At 69.8% G+C, this 17,532-nt stretch carries 17 protein-coding genes; 11 read left to right on the forward strand and 6 right to left on the reverse strand.

Translation table 11 applies throughout. The features are described from left to right. Both AC07FT_RS32015 and AC07FT_RS32020 read right to left on the reverse strand, forming a co-directional pair. Positions 1-200 (reverse strand): DUF485 domain-containing protein (locus tag AC07FT_RS32015; protein WP_479179515.1); only part of this gene is annotated, 200 nt, incomplete at its 3' end. A gap of 211 nt (positions 201-411) precedes the next feature. After that, positions 412-1,089: a hemerythrin domain-containing protein gene (locus AC07FT_RS32020; RefSeq protein ID WP_479179516.1), complete on the reverse strand. Its 678-nt coding sequence runs from the start codon at positions 1,087-1,089 to the stop codon at positions 412-414. Between the two features lie 88 nt (positions 1,090-1,177). Between AC07FT_RS32020 and AC07FT_RS32025 the strand changes: the two genes are divergently transcribed. From AC07FT_RS32025 to AC07FT_RS32040, 4 genes are all read left to right on the forward strand, one after another. Then, positions 1,178-1,627 (forward strand): MarR family winged helix-turn-helix transcriptional regulator, encoded by a 450-nt coding sequence (locus AC07FT_RS32025; RefSeq protein ID WP_479179518.1) that lies wholly within the window; start codon positions 1,178-1,180, stop codon positions 1,625-1,627. Between the two features lie 180 nt (positions 1,628-1,807). Then, entirely contained in the window at positions 1,808-3,241 is a 1,434-nt protein-coding gene (locus tag AC07FT_RS32030; protein ID WP_479179520.1) for a WGR domain-containing protein, read from the forward strand. A gap of 330 nt (positions 3,242-3,571) precedes the next feature. Then, on the forward strand, positions 3,572-3,850 hold the full coding sequence (locus AC07FT_RS32035; protein ID WP_479179521.1) for a DUF6191 domain-containing protein: 279 nt from the start codon (positions 3,572-3,574) through the stop codon (positions 3,848-3,850). A gap of 71 nt (positions 3,851-3,921) precedes the next feature. Then, on the forward strand, positions 3,922-4,506 hold the full coding sequence (locus tag AC07FT_RS32040) for a TetR/AcrR family transcriptional regulator (protein ID WP_479179523.1): 585 nt from the start codon (positions 3,922-3,924) through the stop codon (positions 4,504-4,506). A 45-nt stretch (positions 4,507-4,551) separates the two neighbouring features. Here AC07FT_RS32040 and AC07FT_RS32045 read toward each other — a convergent pair whose 3' ends face one another. Continuing rightward, complete coding sequence (locus AC07FT_RS32045) at positions 4,552-4,944, reverse strand: tautomerase enzyme (RefSeq protein WP_479179525.1); 393 nt, start codon at positions 4,942-4,944, stop codon at positions 4,552-4,554. A 967-nt stretch (positions 4,945-5,911) separates the two neighbouring features. Beyond that, positions 5,912-6,655, reverse strand: a complete 744-nt coding sequence (locus tag AC07FT_RS32050; RefSeq protein ID WP_479179526.1) for an NIPSNAP family protein — start codon at positions 6,653-6,655, stop codon at positions 5,912-5,914. A gap of 129 nt (positions 6,656-6,784) precedes the next feature. On the opposite strand from AC07FT_RS32050, the gene AC07FT_RS32055 reads away from it, so the two are divergent. Next, positions 6,785-7,765: a helix-turn-helix transcriptional regulator gene (locus AC07FT_RS32055; RefSeq protein ID WP_479179527.1), complete on the forward strand. Its 981-nt coding sequence runs from the start codon at positions 6,785-6,787 to the stop codon at positions 7,763-7,765. A gap of 282 nt (positions 7,766-8,047) precedes the next feature. Then, the gene (locus AC07FT_RS32060) at positions 8,048-10,489 is read left to right on the forward strand and encodes a GH92 family glycosyl hydrolase (protein ID WP_479179529.1); all 2,442 of its coding nucleotides are present in this window, start codon (positions 8,048-8,050) and stop codon (positions 10,487-10,489) included. A 109-nt stretch (positions 10,490-10,598) separates the two neighbouring features. Here the strand turns inward: AC07FT_RS32060 and AC07FT_RS32065 are convergent, their stop codons facing one another. Beyond that, positions 10,599-11,144, reverse strand: a complete 546-nt coding sequence (locus tag AC07FT_RS32065) for an HD domain-containing protein (RefSeq protein WP_479179531.1) — start codon at positions 11,142-11,144, stop codon at positions 10,599-10,601. Positions 11,145-11,328: 184 nt separating this feature from the next. On the opposite strand from AC07FT_RS32065, the gene AC07FT_RS32070 reads away from it, so the two are divergent. The 4 genes from AC07FT_RS32070 to AC07FT_RS32085 all read left to right on the forward strand — a co-directional run bounded on the left by AC07FT_RS32070 (position 11,329) and on the right by AC07FT_RS32085 (position 16,218). Next, positions 11,329-11,763: a VOC family protein gene (locus tag AC07FT_RS32070; RefSeq protein WP_479179532.1), complete on the forward strand. Its 435-nt coding sequence runs from the start codon at positions 11,329-11,331 to the stop codon at positions 11,761-11,763. A gap of 308 nt (positions 11,764-12,071) precedes the next feature. Next, a complete protein-coding gene (locus AC07FT_RS32075) occupies positions 12,072-12,227 on the forward strand; it encodes a hypothetical protein (protein ID WP_479179533.1) in 156 nt (51 codons plus the stop codon). After that, entirely contained in the window at positions 12,224-15,334 is a 3,111-nt protein-coding gene (locus tag AC07FT_RS32080; protein ID WP_479179534.1) for a helix-turn-helix transcriptional regulator, read from the forward strand. The genes AC07FT_RS32075 and AC07FT_RS32080 overlap by 4 nt, the downstream gene beginning before the upstream one ends. 101 nt (positions 15,335-15,435) lie before the next feature. Then, entirely contained in the window at positions 15,436-16,218 is a 783-nt protein-coding gene (locus tag AC07FT_RS32085; protein ID WP_479179535.1) for an aminotransferase class IV family protein, read from the forward strand. Between the two features lie 281 nt (positions 16,219-16,499). On the opposite strand, the gene AC07FT_RS32090 is transcribed toward AC07FT_RS32085, so the two are convergent. Then, positions 16,500-16,865 carry an STAS domain-containing protein gene (locus AC07FT_RS32090; protein ID WP_479179537.1) on the reverse strand — a complete coding sequence of 122 codons (366 nt, stop codon included), beginning with the start codon at positions 16,863-16,865 and terminating at the stop codon, positions 16,500-16,502. 171 nt (positions 16,866-17,036) lie between these two features. Here AC07FT_RS32090 and AC07FT_RS32095 point away from each other — a divergent pair, with 171 nt between their 5' ends. Beyond that, positions 17,037-17,513: an ATP-binding protein gene (locus AC07FT_RS32095; RefSeq protein WP_479179539.1), complete on the forward strand. Its 477-nt coding sequence runs from the start codon at positions 17,037-17,039 to the stop codon at positions 17,511-17,513. Positions 17,514-17,532: the final 19 nt, after the last annotated feature.

Genomic DNA, 17,532 nt, shown 5'->3' on the forward strand with positions numbered 1-17,532 from the left:
GTCGACATGAAGCCATCGGCATAGTTCGACAACAGCACGTACAGCAGGTACCAGGTGACGAACGCGACGGTCAGCGGAAACGCGAACGAGCGGTGAGCGGTACGCAGTTCACCGAACTCGGCGCCCGTCTGCACCTCGGTATAGGACGGGCCGGTGTGCCGCTGATCGCCGGGGCGATCGTTGGCTTGAGCGGTTTGCACGGTATCTCCAGGAAAGTGATTGGTTCAGCCCATGGATCGTAGGCAGACCCCCCACCACACCGGTGACAGTCCGTGACGACTCTGCGGAAACGACTACAGATTGACGTGCACAGTGCACCTGAAGGGCATCACACACGTCTTCACCTACTTCCCCATCGTTGTCAGACCACTGTCAGCCGGCCACGGAGACACCCCGCACCCCGCCCCTCTGCTAGAGCGCCCAGGCCTCGGGAAGAGCGAGGTCCTCGTGGAGTCGTCCGAGCTGTTCAGAGCTGAGGGTGGTGGTGACCGCGACGAATGTACTGCCCGGATCTGCCTCCGCGGCCTCGATGACATCGCGCACGATCGTCGCGCGCGTCGCGGGTGGCACGGCGGGCAGCATCCTGTGGAGGTCGGTGAGTGCCTCTTCCGGCGTACGCGAGGCCCGGAAGGCGGCGTACACGGCCTCCAGCTCCTCATCACTCGCGGACTCCCACAGCGCCGACATCGCGACCGTCTCCTCCACGTGCAGATGCGCGAGGTACGCACTGATCACTTCGTTCAGGGCGAGGTACAGCGCGCGCTGGGCCTCGGCGAGGTCCGCGCCAGCATGCGCGGGCAGTGCCCGCGCCCGCTCGTCCAGCGCGACGAAGACCGCGTCGAGGCGCACATGCTCCGCCTCCAGCGCGTCGGCCGCCTCGGGCGCGCGCTCACGCAGGAGCCGATGGATGAAGGTGTCCTCGTGGTCGGCGTGTTCGCGCAGCTCCTGCGTCAAGGCCAGGCAGCGCTCCGCATGGTCGGCAGCGGCATCGCCACGGGAGACATCCACGGCGCCGAGCTCGACGGCGAAGGTGAACAGACGCGCACGCTGCCCCATGTGAACGTGACGGTAAAGGTCGATCTTGGACATACCTGCTCCTCAAGGGGTCACACGAATGGAGCGATAGACAACATGTTGCTATATTGACAATCTATTGTCAAATGAAGGAGTGGTGGACATGCCCGATGAGACAGCCCTGCTGATAGCCGATGTCTTCGAGGCAGCCGCCGGAACCCTGCGCCGCCTGGGCGATCACACCGCGAGGGCGGAAGGGCTCACACAGACCCGCTGGCAGCTGTTGAGCACCGTGTCCAAAGACCCCCTCACCGCGTCCCAGGCCGCGCGCAGACTCGGTACGAGCCGTCAGAGCGTCCAGCGGGTCGCCAACGATCTCGTGGCATTCCGACTCGCCGCCTACGAGCCGAACCCGGATCACCGGAGCTCCCCCCTGCTGGCGCTGACGTCCCGGGGACACGAGGCACTCGGCCGTGTCACCGCCCGGGCCGCGCGGGTACACCGCACTCTTTTCTCCGCCATCCCCGACGAGGACATCCGCGCCACCCGGGTGTGTCTGCGGCAGTTGCTGTCCACCCTCGACCACGACGAGGGGACAACGGGCAGCCGGTAGCAACGGCAGACCGATCCGCCGACACGGACGACGCCGCCCCGGGCCCCGCCCGCGGTACAGCGGCAGAGCGCCGCTGCCCGAGAGCGGCAGGGCGGGGCCGTTGTCAGTGGTCACTCCTATGGTTCGAGTCAGTGGAACCCGCGGAACACACCGCGGTCCGGCCGTTGGAGAGGGTCTGTCATGTCAAGGACGTATCTGGAGCTGTCCCAGGACGGCGGCGGAGCGCACAAGTTCTACGAGGTGACGGTCGTGGGACAGGTCGTGAGCGTGCGCTACGGACGGATCGGCTCCGACGGACAGACGCAGACGTCGACCTTCCCCACGGCCGAGAAGGCGCAAGCCGCCGCCACCAAGAAGATCGGCGAGAAGGTGCGCAAGGGATACGCCCCCGCCGTGCAGGGCCAGCGCGCGCCCCGCGCGGTCACCCGCCGGCAGGTGACCTCCGCCCCGTCCACGGCCCGCGCGACCGCCCCGGTGCTGTGGCGGTTCCGCACCGGTTCAGCGGCCTTCGGCATTCACATCGACGACGATCGCTGCTGGGTCGGCAACCAGGCCGGCGATGTCTACACGCTGGCGCACGGTGGCGAGGTCCTGGCGCGCTACCAGCTCCCGGACGGGGTCAAGTGCCTGGTCGCCGACGACTTCTGGATCTACGCCGGCTGTGACGACGGCCGGGTCTACGACCTGTCGTCCAAGCTGCCCTTCGCGGCCTACGACATCGCCGCCGACGTCGACATCTTCTGGCTCGACATCCACGAGGGCGTGCTCAATGTCTCGGACTGCGCCGGACGGCTCACCGTCATCGATCACGAGGACGAACACCAGTGGGCCCGGGGCGGGCGTGGTGAACACGCCTGGATGGTGCGCGCCGACGACCGCGCCGTGTACCACGGACATTCGCGCGGCGTGACAGCTCACTCCACGGACGGCACCACCGAGTTGTGGCACACGCCGACCAAGGGCGGTGTCCTGTTCGGCTGGCAGGAGGACGACGCCGTCTACGCCGGAACCTCCCACCAGGTCGTCCACCGGATCTCCAAGCGCACCGGAGCCACGGAGGCCACGTACCGGTGCGACAGCTCCGTCTACTCATGCGCCACCTCCCCCGGCGGCCGGTACGTGTTCGCCGGTGACGCAGCTTCCTCCGTGTACTGCTTCGACCGTGATGGCACCCGGCTGTGGAAGCTCGGCACCGGCAGCGGATCCGCACTCTCCATGCAGTATCGCGACGAGCGGCTCTACCTGGTCACCACGGACGGCTCCCTGGTGTGCGTGGATGCGAGCGAGGCCGCGGTGACAGCAGCCCAGCAGGGCTCCGTGCCCGTCGCCCGGGACATCAAGCTCAGCGCCGCGCTGCCCACCTACGCGCCGGCCACCGCGCTCGCGTCCGTGACGACCGTGACAACGGCCCCGGCCGGAGCGGTGATCGTCGAATGCGTGCAGGAGGGCGGCCGCACCCGAGTGCACGTGGTCTCGGACGGCTATGAGCGCTCGTGGAACGTCCAGTTCCCGCGGGCGATACGCGAACCGGGCGCGCGGTACGTCGTCGACTCCCTGCACGCCGCGTCCAGCGGCTTCTACCGGGTCCGCGGAGACATCCGACGGCTCCAGTAGAGCCAAGTGTGCGATGCCGTCGCGGACACGTAGCGCCTCCGGGAGCCACCTCGAGCAGTTCGGCCCGGTTCACACTTCGCCGACCGGACACGCTGCGGGGGCGGCTACCTGATTGCCCATCAGCTGTACAGACGACGGCCTGTGGCCTGCTGTCGGCTGCCGGCTGTGTGAGGGGGCTGACCATGGAGAACATTCTGTCCGTGGCCTTCGAGGCTTCTGACTGCCGGGGAAGCTCCTCTACGATTCCCACGAGGGAGCAACGAACAAGCAGCGGACAGGACTTCGGGTGCGGCAAGCTCCCAGAAGTACCGCATTCGGAGGCTGAAACAGATGTTGTTGACGGTCGCGGGCGTGATCGCCGTCCTGTGGGTGTTGCTCTTCGCTTGGGTGTGCTGGCGTCGGCGCACGTTCGGAGGGGGCGGCGCTACGTCCGGTGCATGGGACGAGCTCTTCCAACCCTCACGACAGCACGTCCAGGAGGAGAAGGAACGCCGGCTGGCCCTCCGCGACGGTACGGAGTCCGGTGCACCACCGCGCAGCTCCGTGGACTTGCAATCCGGCGTAGCGGTCATTCGCCCGGAGCCCGGCCACAAGCCCGGACACCGCTGACCAACGGTCGCCCATCAGCCCTGACAGGTTAGGCTATGACGATCGTTATAGCCAGAAGAGGGTGGAGACCGGTGGCCAAGAGCAGCACGCCGTCCCGCGAGCGGATCGTGGCCGGCGCCGCAGACATGATCAGCCGGCGCGGCCTGAGCGCGACGAGCATCCGGGAGATGGCCAAGCACGCCAAGGCGCCGCTCGGGTCCACCTATCACTACTTTCCCGAGGGAAAGCAGCAGTTGGCCACGGAGGCCGTCCGCCACACGGGCGACCGGGTGGCGCGCAGTCTGCGCCAGGAGCTGAAGGCCGGCCCGGCCGCCGGCGTGAACGCCTTCCTCGCCCTGTGGAGGAAGGTCGTCGTCGACACCGACTTCCATGCCGGCTGCCCCGTTCTGGCGGTCGCCATCGAGGAACCCCCGGCCGACGAAGTCCCGCCCGCCCTGGAGGCCGCGGCGGAGGCCTTCGAGCAGTGGGAGGGCCTGCTCGCGGACTCACTGCGGGAACACGGCGCCGGCACCGAGCGGGCCGCACGGATGGCCACACTGATCGTGGCCGCCGTCGAGGGCACCGTGGCCATGTGCCGCGCCAAGCGGAGCACTGAGCCCCTTGACCGCGCCGCAGCCCAACTCCAGGCCCTCATCGCCGATGCGGTCGGGGGCTGAGCCAGGCCTCGACCCGGCCGCCCGTCCGGTTGCCGCCGGGGTCTTCTACGCGCCGAGGGCGGCGCGGATGGCCTTGGCCTTCTCCTCGGTGAACACGCCGCTGCCGAGGAGGGAAAGAACCGACAGTACGCCGCCGCTGGAGCCCCAGCTCCCCTCGTCGATCACACGGAAATACACCCACCGGGCCGGTGACGGCTCCGCCAGGCCGCAAACGTCGGCCATCGCGGCCAGGACGCGTTCGATGACCTGAGCGCGGACCGACTGGCGCCAGTCCCCGTCCATGACCGCCACGTCGATCACCATGACGTCGAGGCCCGGCTCCGCATCCGCCAGGAGCCGAGCACCGATGGCCATCATGTCCGGCTCTCGCTCGACGAAATGCACCTGGAATCCGACCCGGGCGGCCGGGGCGAACTGCCCGACCTCCGGCACGAGCACGGCGTCGGTCAGCGTCTCGGCCAGCTTGCGGCGCTGCTCCAGGCCAAGGCGGCCTTCAGGGTGTTCACGCTGATGACGGTCACGCCTGCCTCCTATGACAACTGTTATAGGAGGCAGGCTACATCAGGTCCATAACGACCGTCATAGAACGGAGGGGCGGGCGTCGGCCAGCGCCCGAGCCGCCAGATGCACGGGGCTCGCGGCGGGGCCATGCCGCTTGCCGGGTTCCTCATGAGAATGCTGCGCGCCCATGCGATGCCTCCGGGTGGTGAGGGCGCACCTCACCGGGATACGAGGCGTCGGGGGACGGCAGCGACGGACGCGAGGGCAGAACCCTGCGCAACGGGCACAGCGCGTATGGGCATCGGCCCGGAACCGCGGCCGCCACCTCGGCCGACGGGCCGGTACGCGTACCTGGACGGCGCATGCCTGCGTGTCGTCGATCAGTCGAAGGCTCTCAGCACCAAGCGCCCGACGGCCCCTATCCCCCGGCCGATCCAACCGAACAACCCCACATCCACGGCCAGTTCACCCGCGTCGGCGACGGTGTCCGCCCGGTCAGCCGCTGAGCTGCACCGGGAACAGGACCGCGGCCATCGACGCTTCTGCCCGCCGCACTTCCTACATCTTGCCATGGCACCCAGTGTCGTCCATCCTCCTGCCGATCGGCGAATACGGCCCGCGCTCGGGGCGGCTGCCGCAGCAGTTCCAGGGTGTGATCCGGCGGTTCAGGCCCCGCAGTGCCGAGAGGTCACCGGGAGCTCATACCTCATACGAGACGCCTCGGCACAAGACCGTTCAGCCTGGCTCGGAGCCCCCTGCCCGTCCTCAGCCCACAGAACGGTGCTGGGCCAGGACGCCGAACTCGGCGGCATCGGTCGGACCGGAGAGAAGCCCCGCCACGTCCTCGCCGATCCCGAAGGCGGTGCGGTCCGCCCGCGAGGCCCGCCCCGGCGGCGCCGAGCAGTCAGGAGATGAGCGAGCGTCCCGTGGGCGCCAGCCGCAGTGTCCGGGGTGCCGCTGACTGTTCTTTGCTGATGGCCGGCAGTACCTCGTCCCGTATGAGGGGATGAGCCTGTACCTCGGCGAGGTGTCGGCGACGCGCACTCTCGTCGGGGTAGGAGGTGAAGACCACGGCGACGTTCTCTCCGGTGCGGACCGGCAGCCTGGGGAAGGTGTTGTGCGCCGTCTCGGTGGTCAGGACGGCGAGCGGTGCGGGTCCTGTCTCGCCGAGAGCGGGGAGGAGACCGTCCCGGATGAGTGCGATGCCGTCGGACCGTCCGGGAGGAAAGGACCAGACGGTGGCGGACACGAGCCGGTCCGATGCCGGAGCACCGACTCGGGACCGCTCGGAGGACGGGCGGACGGCGAAACCGCTCCCAGCCGACTGGGGCCGCAGCAGCAGGACATCGTCGGAGTCGACCATGGTGGCGTTCGCCCGGGGACCGTGTTCGGCCCAGACGGGTCCGTCGTAGAAGGCCGTCAGCGCACGCTGCCGTACCGCCATGTCCGGGAACCCACGCAACCATACGAAGCGGTCCGGATCATCGAGGTCCCGGAACTGGCCGAGTACGGCCATCCCGGTCTCCTCCTGCGTTTCGACGAACTCCGCATCGAACAATTCGATGAGTTCGTCGCGCCGTCCGTGACGCAGTGTGTATTGGCGAAGCTCGATCACGGCGGGGTGGACGGCGGGGTCGGTGGGCGACACGGTGCAACTCCTCTTCGCTGCTCTTGTCCAGGCATGGAATTCCGGCCGGTTCGGTCGGAGCCGGACGCCGATGACGCTAGGGGACCCGTGTGCCACATGCTGTCAGGGTTTCCGAGGAGAATGGCGCGCATGTCTGCCGGTCGGCTGTTGTCGCTGTTGTTGCTGCTGCAAGCTCGTGGCGGCATGCCCGCCCGAAGGATCGCTGATGAGCTGGGTGTGTCCGTGCGGACTGCCTATCGCGACCTTGCGCGTCTGCAGTCCGCCGGGGTCCCGGTCTACGCGGAGCCGGGTCGCGGGGGCGGCTATCAGCTGCTCGACGGTTATCGCACCCGCCTCACCGGGATGAGCGAGGGCGAGGCGCGTGCACTCTTCTTCGCCGGACTGCCCGGGCCCGCCGCCGACTTGGGGCTTGCCGACGAGGTGACGGCAGCACGGCTGAAGCTGCTGGCAGCGCTGCCGACGGAACTGCGCGAGGAAGCCGCGCGGACCGCGGCGGTGTTCCATCTGGACGCCCCGGGCTGGTACCGGGAGCCCGAACGGACACCACAGCTGCCCCTGCTCGTCGACGCGGTGCTCACTCGGCGTGCGGTGGATGTGCGCTATCGCCGTTGGCGCGCGCCGCAGGAGGTGAATCGCCGCCTGCGCCCCTACGGCCTGGTGCTCAAATCCGGTACCTGGTACCTCGTGGCCGCCGTCGCCGAGAGCCGGATCGCCACCTACCGGGTCGCCCAAGTCCTCGACGCGGTGCTGAGCGACGAGCGATTCAGCCGGCCGCCGGAATTCGACCTGGGTGCGTACTGGACCTCCTACCTCGACGACTTCGAGGCACGCCGCTACACGGGCACGGCCACCATCCGCCTGTCGCCGCGGGGACTCCGGCGCCTGCCCGACAACGTTCCTCCGGAGGTGGTGCGAGCGGTCGACTCCACCGCGACCGCCGTCGGAGAAGACGGTTGGGTCGAGGCCGAGATCCCGATCGAGAGCATCGACCACGCCTGCGGGGAGCTGCTGCGGCTCGGGGTCGACGTCGAGGTCGTCTCACCTGCCGAACTGCACCAGGCCATGACCGCCACCGTGCGTGTACTCGCCCGGGCCTACGGAGTCCGCTGACGGTGGTGGCGCCCGAACACGGCAGGTCTCGAACCCGCCCGCGTGGCGGCATGAAGCGTCAGGGCCCCTACGGCACGTTGGTCGCTCCGACCCCTTCACCGGGCGTTCGCAGCCACGTAATAATGGCCTCACCATGAGCTAGACAACGTTGTCAACCTCCCTGAATCCCCCTCAGGAGACTGTTCATCGCGTCGTGGCTCTTCATCTGCGCTGCGAGCCCTTCGCAGCTCAGGGCGGTCTGACACCGTCCCGGTATTCGTCCGACAGAAGGGGTCATTGTTGATGCAAGCGTCCAGAAGTCGTGCGGTGCGGCGAATGCTCACCGTCGGCGCCGCAGCCGCTTCGACAGTGGTGGCCCTTCTCCCGGGGATTCCCCCGGCCGGGGCCGCACCGACCACCACAGCCCGGGTCGACCACGGTGCGCGGTACGTGGATCCGCTGATCGGATCGAGCAAGGGCGGCAATACCTTCCCCGGCGCCGGCCTGCCGTTCGGCATGATCGCCTGGTCGCCCACCAGCACCGCAGGCGACCAGACCAACACGGCGGCCGCGGGCGGCTACTCCTACGACACCACCCGGCTGCGCGGGTTCTCCCTCACCCATCTCAATGGAACGGGCTGCCACCCCGGCGCCGCCGGAGACATCCCGATCATGCCCCATGCGGGTTCGGTCGACTCCTCACCCAGCGCGGACACCAAGGACGCCAAGTACGCCGCCAACTTCTCCCATGAGGAGGAGAAGGCAGAACCCGGGCGCTACCAGGTGAAACTTGACAACGATGTCACGACAGATCTTGCGGTCAGCACGCGCGCCGGTGTCGCCGACTTCACCTTTCCTCGTGACCGGCCCGCCAACCTGTTGTTCCGCGTCTCCAACTCGCTCAACGGCAGTGAGGACGCGCATATCGAGATGGACAGCGCACATCGCAAGGTGACCGGCTGGGTGGAGACCGGCGCGTTCTGCGGGCGGCGCGCCAACGGCGGTACCAACAACCGCAAGAGCTACTACCGTCTCTACTTCTCCGCGGCCTTCGACCGGACCTTCTCCGCTACGGGCACCTGGCACGACGGCCGGCTCTCACCGGGGTCCACCCGTGCCGACGGCGGGGAAGGGTACGCCACCGGTGCGGACCGCGCGGGCCGCGGTTCCGGTGGCTACGTGTCCTTCGACACCGCGCACGACGACGACGTCCGGATGCGCGTGGGCATCTCCTATGTGTCCCTGGCCGGCGCCGAGGCGAACCTCCGCGGCGAGATACCCCGGAACGCCGATGTATCTGATGTGGCCGCCTCCGGAGAGCGCGCCTGGGACCGCGCCCTGAGCGGCGTCAAGGTCTCCGGCGGGACCGAAGACCGGCGCACGGTGTTCTACACCGCGCTGTACCACGCCTTTCAGCAGCCGAATGTGATCAGTGACCGCGACGGCAGGTACACGGGCATGGACCGCCGGGTACACACCATCGCCCGCGGCCAGAAGGCGCAGTACAGCAACTTCTCCGGCTGGGACCAGTACCGTGCCCACGTTCAGCTGCTCGCGCTGCTCCAGCCGCGGGTCGCGGGCGACTTCGCCCAATCGCTCTACCACTTCGCTCAGCAGAACAAGGGCGTCTGGGATCGCTGGGTGCACATCAGCGGTGCCACACACGTCATGACAGGCGATCCCTCTGCCGCGACCCTGGCAACGCTGTATGCCATGGGAGTACGCGATTTCGATGTCCGGGGTGCGTTCGACTCCCTCTACCGGCAGGCCACCGTTCCGGCCCCGGACCAGTTGTCGGACGCCGGGTGCCCCGGCCAGTGCGTCTCAGCACGCCCCAACCTGACCCAGTACATGGCTCTCGGATACGCCCCGCACGACACCTGCCACTGCTGGGGCGGCGCGGCCGAGACGCTGGAAGGCTCCGTCGCCGACGCGGCCCTCGCCCAGTGGGCCCGTATGCTCGGCCGCGACGAGGAGTACCGGAAACTTCGCGAGCGCGGCGCACACTGGAAGCACGTCTTCAACCCCACCGCGACCCCCGGCACCGGCTACATCCAGGCACGCAAGGCCGACGGCTCCTGGGTGACCCCCTTCGACCCGGCCTCCGACAGCGGATTCGCCCAGGGCAGTGCCGCCACCTACGTGTGGATGGTCCCGCAGGACGTTCAGGGACTCGCCACGGCGATGGGCGGCAGGGACAAGGCCGCCGCCCGCCTCGACGGCTTCTTCCACAACCCCGACGGCTCATGGTCCGTCCAGGGCGGTGGCCCACTGCGCTACGACCCCACCAACGAGCCGGGCATCCACGCCCCCTGGCTGTACAACGCCCTGGGCAGCCCGTGGAAGACGCAAAGGACGGTCCGCCAGATCGTCGACACCGTGTACACGACCGGCCCGTCCGGCCTCCCCGGCAACGACGACCTGGGCACCATGTCCGCCTGGTACGTCTTCTCCGCGCTCGGGCTCTACCCCAAAGCGCCCGGCTCCGCCGACTTCCTGCTGAGCACCCCGGTCTTCACCCGCTCCGTCATCGCCCCGGCCGGACACCGCGGTGAGATCGTGATCGACGCACCCGGGGCATCCGACAGCAACCGCTACATACGCTCGGTCAAGCGCGGCCAGCGGACCCATCGCACCTCCTGGCTCGACGGCTCCTTCGCCCGCGACGGCGGATCACTGAGGTTCCAGCTCGGCGATCGGCCCGACACCACCTGGGCCACGGATCCGGCACACCTGCCTCGGTGATCTGCCTCATCGCCACGTGTGCGTCCCTCCGGGCGGTGTGAATCGCCCGGAGGGAGACACCGGTGAGATGACGATCCCCCGGTAGCACCCGTCGCCGCATCTGGGACACTCAGCGGGCGGCCACGCGTCGCACGACAGGGCGCCAGGACTCCAGAGCCGCTACCCGCAGGCCGACCACTTTCCCCGCGTCGTCGGCACGGCGCAGTGCGACCGCGGCCGTGAAGTCGGGATCGGCCTCGAACGCCGCCACCTCCACCGAGGTCATCGGACCGCCCTGGCAGCCGAGGCTGCGGGCGCTCTCCGGGGACAGCGCGAGATCCGGGTCGACGGTGGCGAGATAGCGCTTGGCCGGGATGTGCAGGGCGACCAGCCGGGCGACACGGGGTCCCAGCAGACCTTCGACGGCCGTCGCCGCGTGGGTGCCGTGCCCGGCTTCGTCACCGGGCACAAGGTGGTGGCCGGCATCATGGACGAGCCCGGCCAGCTGCAGTTCCTCGTCGTCCGGATGGCGTTCGGCCAGCACGGCGGCGACCTGGAGGCCGTGGTCGAGGATGCCCACCGGGTCACCGGAGCGGTCCGGGGTGTCCCAGACGTCCGCGCAGTCGGCCAGCAGAAGCATGAGCGCGTCCACGGACCGTATGGGGTCGTATGTCATGGGCCCACCCTGCCGCGCCCTGGCGTACGGCAGGTAACGGCAGGGTTGTCCTCGACGACGGCCCCATGGACCGCACCCGGGGCGGGGTCCGTGGACAGATTTCCTGCCGCCACAAGGAGACATGACCAACTTGCGTATCCACACGGGGCAATGAGCAACAGAATCCCCCTGCTATGGTGCGCCGATGTCATCGATCAAGCAGTTCCAAGTCACCTTCGACTGCGCGGAACCCGAGCGCGTCGCTCGCTTCTGGTGCGAGGTGCTGGGGTACGTCGTACCGCCGCCACCGGAGGGGTTCGTCACCTGGGACGATTTCGACCGCTCCCAGTCTCCTGAGGATCAGGGTTCATGGTTCGTCTGCATGGATCCCACAGGTGTGGGCCCGCGCATGTTCTTTCAGCGGGTTCCCGAAGGCAAGGTCGCCAAGAACCGGGTGCATCTTGACGTGCGGGTCGGCACCGGACTCGTGGGGGAAGAGCGCCTGGCCACGCTTGAGGCCGAATGCGCACGACTGGTCGCGCTCGGCGCGGTGCGTGTGCGACTGCTGGCTGCCGATGACGACAACGAATCCTGCATCGTGATGCAGGACGTCGAGGGCAACGAGTTCTGTCTGGACTGAGCGTCCTCACGAGGGCTCCGCTCGCACAGCTCGGCGCGCCGGTCATCCTGCCGCCTGACGAAGCCACGGCGCACGCGGCCTCGTACCGGCGGGGTGGCCCACGGGATCCTTGAGCGACGACTCAGCAGTCCTGCGGCAGGAGCGGCCCTCCGTCAGCGCGATACCGGCCGCCGGGAAGTCTCGACTTCCCGCTAAGGCACCCGCTGCGCGGCAGGATGCGGAAGTCTCCCGATGTGGTGTCCCCACCTTAGAGACGACGTTGGAAGCACAAGCAGGAGACCAGCTCCCAGCCCGTCCGAGGAGACCCCGTGCTGCACCGTGAGTTCCTGGCCGCCCAACACGCCGAGCTCCTTTCCCGCGCCGCGCAGCGCCGCCTGGCCCACGAGGCCAAGCAGGCCGAGCGGGCCGCGAAGGCAGCCCGTACCGACGCCGACCGCCGCGAGCAGTACCGTCGCGCCGCGTGACGGAGCAGGAGCGTCACGCGGCCGGGCACCCGGCCGTGGCGGCCCGGCCGCCCGCCGACGCCGAAACCACTGTCCCCGACCTCATACGAGATGCGATGCTCAGCATCGTGCGCACCAGTCACATCAGTCCCGTTTTCATAGGCCGCAGCGCCGAGCTGACCGCCCTTGGCGAGGCCCTGTCCCGGGCGGACGCCGGGGAGCCCGGCGCGCTCTTCCTGGGCGGCGAGGCCGGCGTCGGCAAGACCCGGCTGATTCAGGAGTTCCTCGGCCGGGCCGCCGTGGACGGGGCCGTCGTCGCCCTCGGCGGCTGCGTCGAAACCGGCGCCGACGCCCTGCCGTACCACCCCGTCTCGGCCGCCCTGCGCTCCCTGCGCCGCCAGCTCGACGCCGAGCTCCGCGCCGCCGTGGCCGGCCAGGAGGGCGAGCTCGCCCGGCTCTTGCCCGAGCTCGGCGAAATGGACCGGGACCGCTCGGAGACCGACGGCCGCGCCCGGCTCTTCGAGCTCACCGTCCGCCTCCTCGAGCGTCTCGCCACGAACCGGACCCTCGTCCTGGCCCTGGAGGACCTGCACTGGGCCGACCGCTCCACCCGCGAGCTGCTCAGCTACCTGCTGCGCGCCCTCACCGACAGCCGCCTGCTCATCGTCGCCACCTACCGCGCCGACGACCTGCACCGCCGCCACCCGCTGCGTCCCGCCCTCGCCGAGTACGAGCGGCTGCGCACCGTCACCCGTCTCGAACTGCCCCGCTTCGACCGCACCGAAGTCCGCCGCCAGCTCACCGCCATCCACGGCGAGGCCCTTCCCGAGCAGGTGCTGGACCGGGTCTTCGAACGCTCAGAGGGCAACGCCTTCTTCGTCGAGGAGCTGGCGTGCAGCATCCTCGGCGGTTCCCCGGGCGGCATCAGCGACTCCCTGCGCGACCTTCTGCTGGTCCGGGTCGAGGCGCTGCCGGACGAGGTGCAGCGCGTGGTGCGGACCGCCGCCGAGGGGGGCTCCGACGTGGAGTTCCGGCTGCTGGCCACCGTCACGGGCCTCGCCGAGGACGAGCTGATCGAGGCCCTGCGTACCGCTGTCGGCGCCGCCGTCCTGCAGCCCTCCGACGAGGGCGAGTCCTTCCGCTTCCGGCACGCCCTGATGCGCGAGGCCGTGGTCGGCGACCTGCTGCCCGGCGAGCGCTCCCGGCTCAGCCGCCGCTACGCCGAGGCGCTGGAAGCCGACCCCACGCTCGTACGGTCCGAGGAGCGGGCCGGCCGGCTGGCCCGCTACTGGTACGACGCCCGCGACCCCGCCAAGACGCTGCCCGCCGTGATCGCCGCGGCCGCCGCCGCCCGCGGCAGGCACGCGTCCGCCGAACAGCACCATCTGCTGGAGCGGGCGCTGGAGCTGTGGGACGACGCCCCCGAGGAGCTGCACCGCCGGACGATGCGGAAAGCCGTGGCCGAGGGCCTGTGCCCGGCCATCTCCCCGGACGTGCCGGGGGACTTCGTGGACCTGCTCGCCGCGATCACCGTCGCCGCCCGTCTGGCGGGCGAGCGGGAGCGGGCACTGACCATCAGCAAGCGGGCGCTGCGCGAGCTGGAGGGCGAGGACCCCCTGCGCGCGGCCTGGTTCTGGACCGAGCGCTACCAGCTCATGCGCGACCTCTCCCGCTCCGACGGCTGGCACGAGATCGCCCAGGCTCAGAAGCTGGTGAAGGGCCTGCCGCCGTCCGTCGTACACGCCGATGTGCTGACGCATGCGGCCCATTGGTACGCCGTGCACCAGCCGGGGCCGACGGCGATCGAGACCGCGGCACAGGCGGTGGAGCTCTGCCGGGTGACCGGCGCCGAGATCACCGGCCTCGCCGCGCAGCACACCCTGGCCTGGCTCACCATCGACTCGGGCGACGTCGAAGCCGGGATCCGGCAGGCCCGCGAGGTGTGCGCCCGGGCCCTGGAGCCGGGCAACGCCAACGTCCTGCTGCGCGGCTACGGCAATCTGTCCACGGCGCTGCACGGGATCGGCCGCTTCGCCGAGGCCGTCGAGGTCGCCGAGGAGGGCAGCGGGCTGGCCGAGCGGCACGGGTTGCCGGACACCGCCTCGTTCATCGACAGCAACCTCGCCGAGTCCCTCACCCAGCTCGGCCGCTGGGCCGACGCCCACGATGTGCTGGAACGGGCCGGCGGCCGCCGCGGGGTGAGCGTGCGCACCCACGGGCAGATCGCCGGGCAGCGGGCCGAGCTGGCCCTGGCCCTGGGCGCGTACGACGAGGCCCGACGGCGGCTGGCGGAGTCCGACAGCTGGACCACCGGCCCCTACCCGGAGCCGCAGCACACCTTGCCCATGGCCCGGGTCGCCATCGCGCTGGCCTCCGCAGACGGCCGGATCCTGGACGTCCGCTCCCTGCTGGAGACGGCGGTCGGCGAGGCCATCGCCCCCAGCCACCAGCGCTACGGCTGGCCGCTGCTGTACGAGGCCGCGGCGGCGGAGGCGCGGACCCGTGGGCTCGCGGTGGCCGAACCGGGACGCGAGGCAGCGGTGGAGCGGATACGCGAGGCGATGAAGGGCCAGCCCGATTTCGTACCCCTGTGGGCCACACAGGCCCTGATGATCCAGGCCGAGCTGCTCACCGCCGAAGGGCAGGACGCCACCGCTCACTGGACGGACGCCGTCGCCGCCGCCGAACAGTTGGAGTCCCCGACGCTGCTGGCCACCGCCCGGTTGCGGCTCGCGGAAGCCCTGATCATCCAGGGCGTCAACGGATCCCGCACAGCGGCCGGTGAGCTGCTGCGGCAGGCCGAGGCGGTAGCGCGCGAACTGGGCGCGGCGCCGCTCGAGGCGGAGATCACCGCGCTCGCCGGGCGTGCCCGGATCCCGTTGCGGCAGGCCGATGGGGAGACGGCCCCTCCCCCGGCGCCGGCAGCGGCGCTGGGGCTGACCGTCCGGGAGCGGGACGTGCTGCGGCTGGTCGCCGCCGGGCGGAGCAACCGTCAGATCGCGGAGGAGCTGTTCATCTCGCCGAAGACGGCGAGTGTGCATGTCTCCAACATCCTGGCCAAGCTGGGCGCTTCAAGCCGGGGCGAGGCCGCGGCCATCGCGCACCGGGTGGGGGGTCTCGACAGGTGACGCTTCGCCGAGGTTCGCGGCCCGAGGGGGTGTCCGCCTCCGGGCGCGGGTCCGGACCCGCGCTCGCCTCCGGGGCGGGCACTCCTGCGATGCTGAGCGGCATGGCGACTCTCGATGGAAAGCCCGTCTCAGCGGATGACCTGCTGCCGCTTGCCCTGACCGGTCTCGGGCATTTCACCTCCATGCGTGTCGGTGCCGATGGCGCCATCCGCGGCCTGGCGCTCCACATGGAACGACTCCGGCGGGACAGCGAGATCGTGTGGGGCACCGGCCTCGACACCGGACGCGTCCGTGCGTACGTCCAGCAGAGCCTGGAAGGGCAGAGCCGCCCGTGTGTCGTCCGCGTCACCGTCTTCGACCCGAAGGTCGACATGGGGCACCCGGCCGACGCCGGTGAGCCGCACATCATGGTGTCCGTCCGCGGCGCCGGCGCATTGCCTCCCGAGCCCCTGCGCACGATGAGCGTGCCGTACGAGCGGGACCTGCCCCGGGTCAAACACTGCGGGCTGTTCGGCGCCCTGCAGGCCCGGCGTACGGCTCAGCTCGCCGGATTCGATGACGCGCTGTTCGTCGGCCGCGACGGGCTCATCAGCGAGGGCGGCACCTGGAACGTCGGATTCGTCGATCACGACGGCACCATCGTGTGGCCGGAAGCTCCCGTGTTGCCGGGCGTCACCATGGCGCTGCTCCAGCAGCACGTCGAGCACCGGATCGCCCCTGTCAGCCTGGACCAGGCCACGGGTATGGCCGCGGCCTTCGCGACGAACACCAGCATCGGCGTCAGGCCCCTGTCGGCGCTGGATGAGACCGAGTTCGCCGTCGAGCACCGCGCCTTGAGGCGGCTGCGGAATGGCTATCTGTCGATTCCCGGCGAGGCCCTGTAGGGCTCGACGCCGGAGGGCGGCCGGAGGTGGGTCATGCCGTCCGCGCGGAGGGGCAGGGTCGATTCGTACGGGCGGGCGGGCACGCGCGGCGGCCGGTGCCGTGCCACGGTGGTGGGGTGGTATGACAGCCCCGGCACCCCGGCCGGTCATCGGGATCGCGATGGCCGGAACGGGTGGCGTGAACTGTCCCGCGGTTGACACCTGTCGGACTGGCCGGGCCATGGTGCTCGCGCGAAGGCTCTCGGCCAGGACGCCTTCGGCTCGGTACGGGGCATGCGCGGTCAGGCGTTCATTGCCTGTTCGATGGTGGGGTGACAGTCGATGAGGGCATCGAGGCCGACCAGGCGCAGAATACGCAGGACGGGCTCCTGGGCGGCGGCGATGCGCAGCCAGCCCTGGCTGTCATTCACCCGCCGGTGAGCGGCGATGAAGACGTTGATCCCGCTGGAGTCCATGAACGACACCCCACTGAGGTCCACGACGATCCGGGGTGGCACCGGCTGGTCTTCGGACATCAGTGCGTCACTGAGCATGTCCTTCACCTCGTGGTCGATTTCGCCCCGCACGGTCACGACACGGACCGTATCGACCACCGCGGATTCGACAACAAGCCGGTGGGGCTGGTGTTCTCCCTGGTTGTCGGTCACTGTCCCCTCGACTGCATCTAGGCTTGTCCGGTCAGAACGTGCGCGGCGATTCTGCCCTATGACCACGACGGAATACACCCAGGCGGCTGAGTCGATCGGCATCCCCGGTGGGCATGCGCAGGGGGCGGGTACTGGCGCGTGCGCGTGAAGGGGCAGCGAGGGCGAGACAACGTGAATTCCCATGCCGGCAGCGAGGGCCGTAGCGGGTCGGATGAGCACCTGCTGCACGTCGGCCATGCCCTGGACGGGGACGACGGCTGCATCGCCGAAGCCCGCGACCATGTCAGCGCCTTCCTCGACCGGGCCCGCACCGACCGGCAGCTGCCCGTATCCGCGAGCGTGAAGGGTCTCACCCAGCTGGTGGCCAGCGAGCTCGTCACCAACGCCCGCAAGTACGCCCCCGGCCCCATCCTGATGGAACTCCGCATCGACGCCAGTGGCGTGGATGTCGTGGTGTGGGACAGCGACCCCGTCGTTCCCTCGGCCCGGACCGCGGATCCCGGCCGGATCGGTCAGCACGGCTTGGAGATCGTCAAGGCGGTCACCGAGGAACTCATCATCGAACAGAGGCCGATCGGCAAACGCATCACAGCCCGCATCCCGCTGCCCACGACACCCCGCAGCCCCACCCCGGACCAACACGCCTGACACAGCAGCCTGTACGACC

This window comes from Streptomyces sp. NPDC045899, assembly GCF_056431485.1.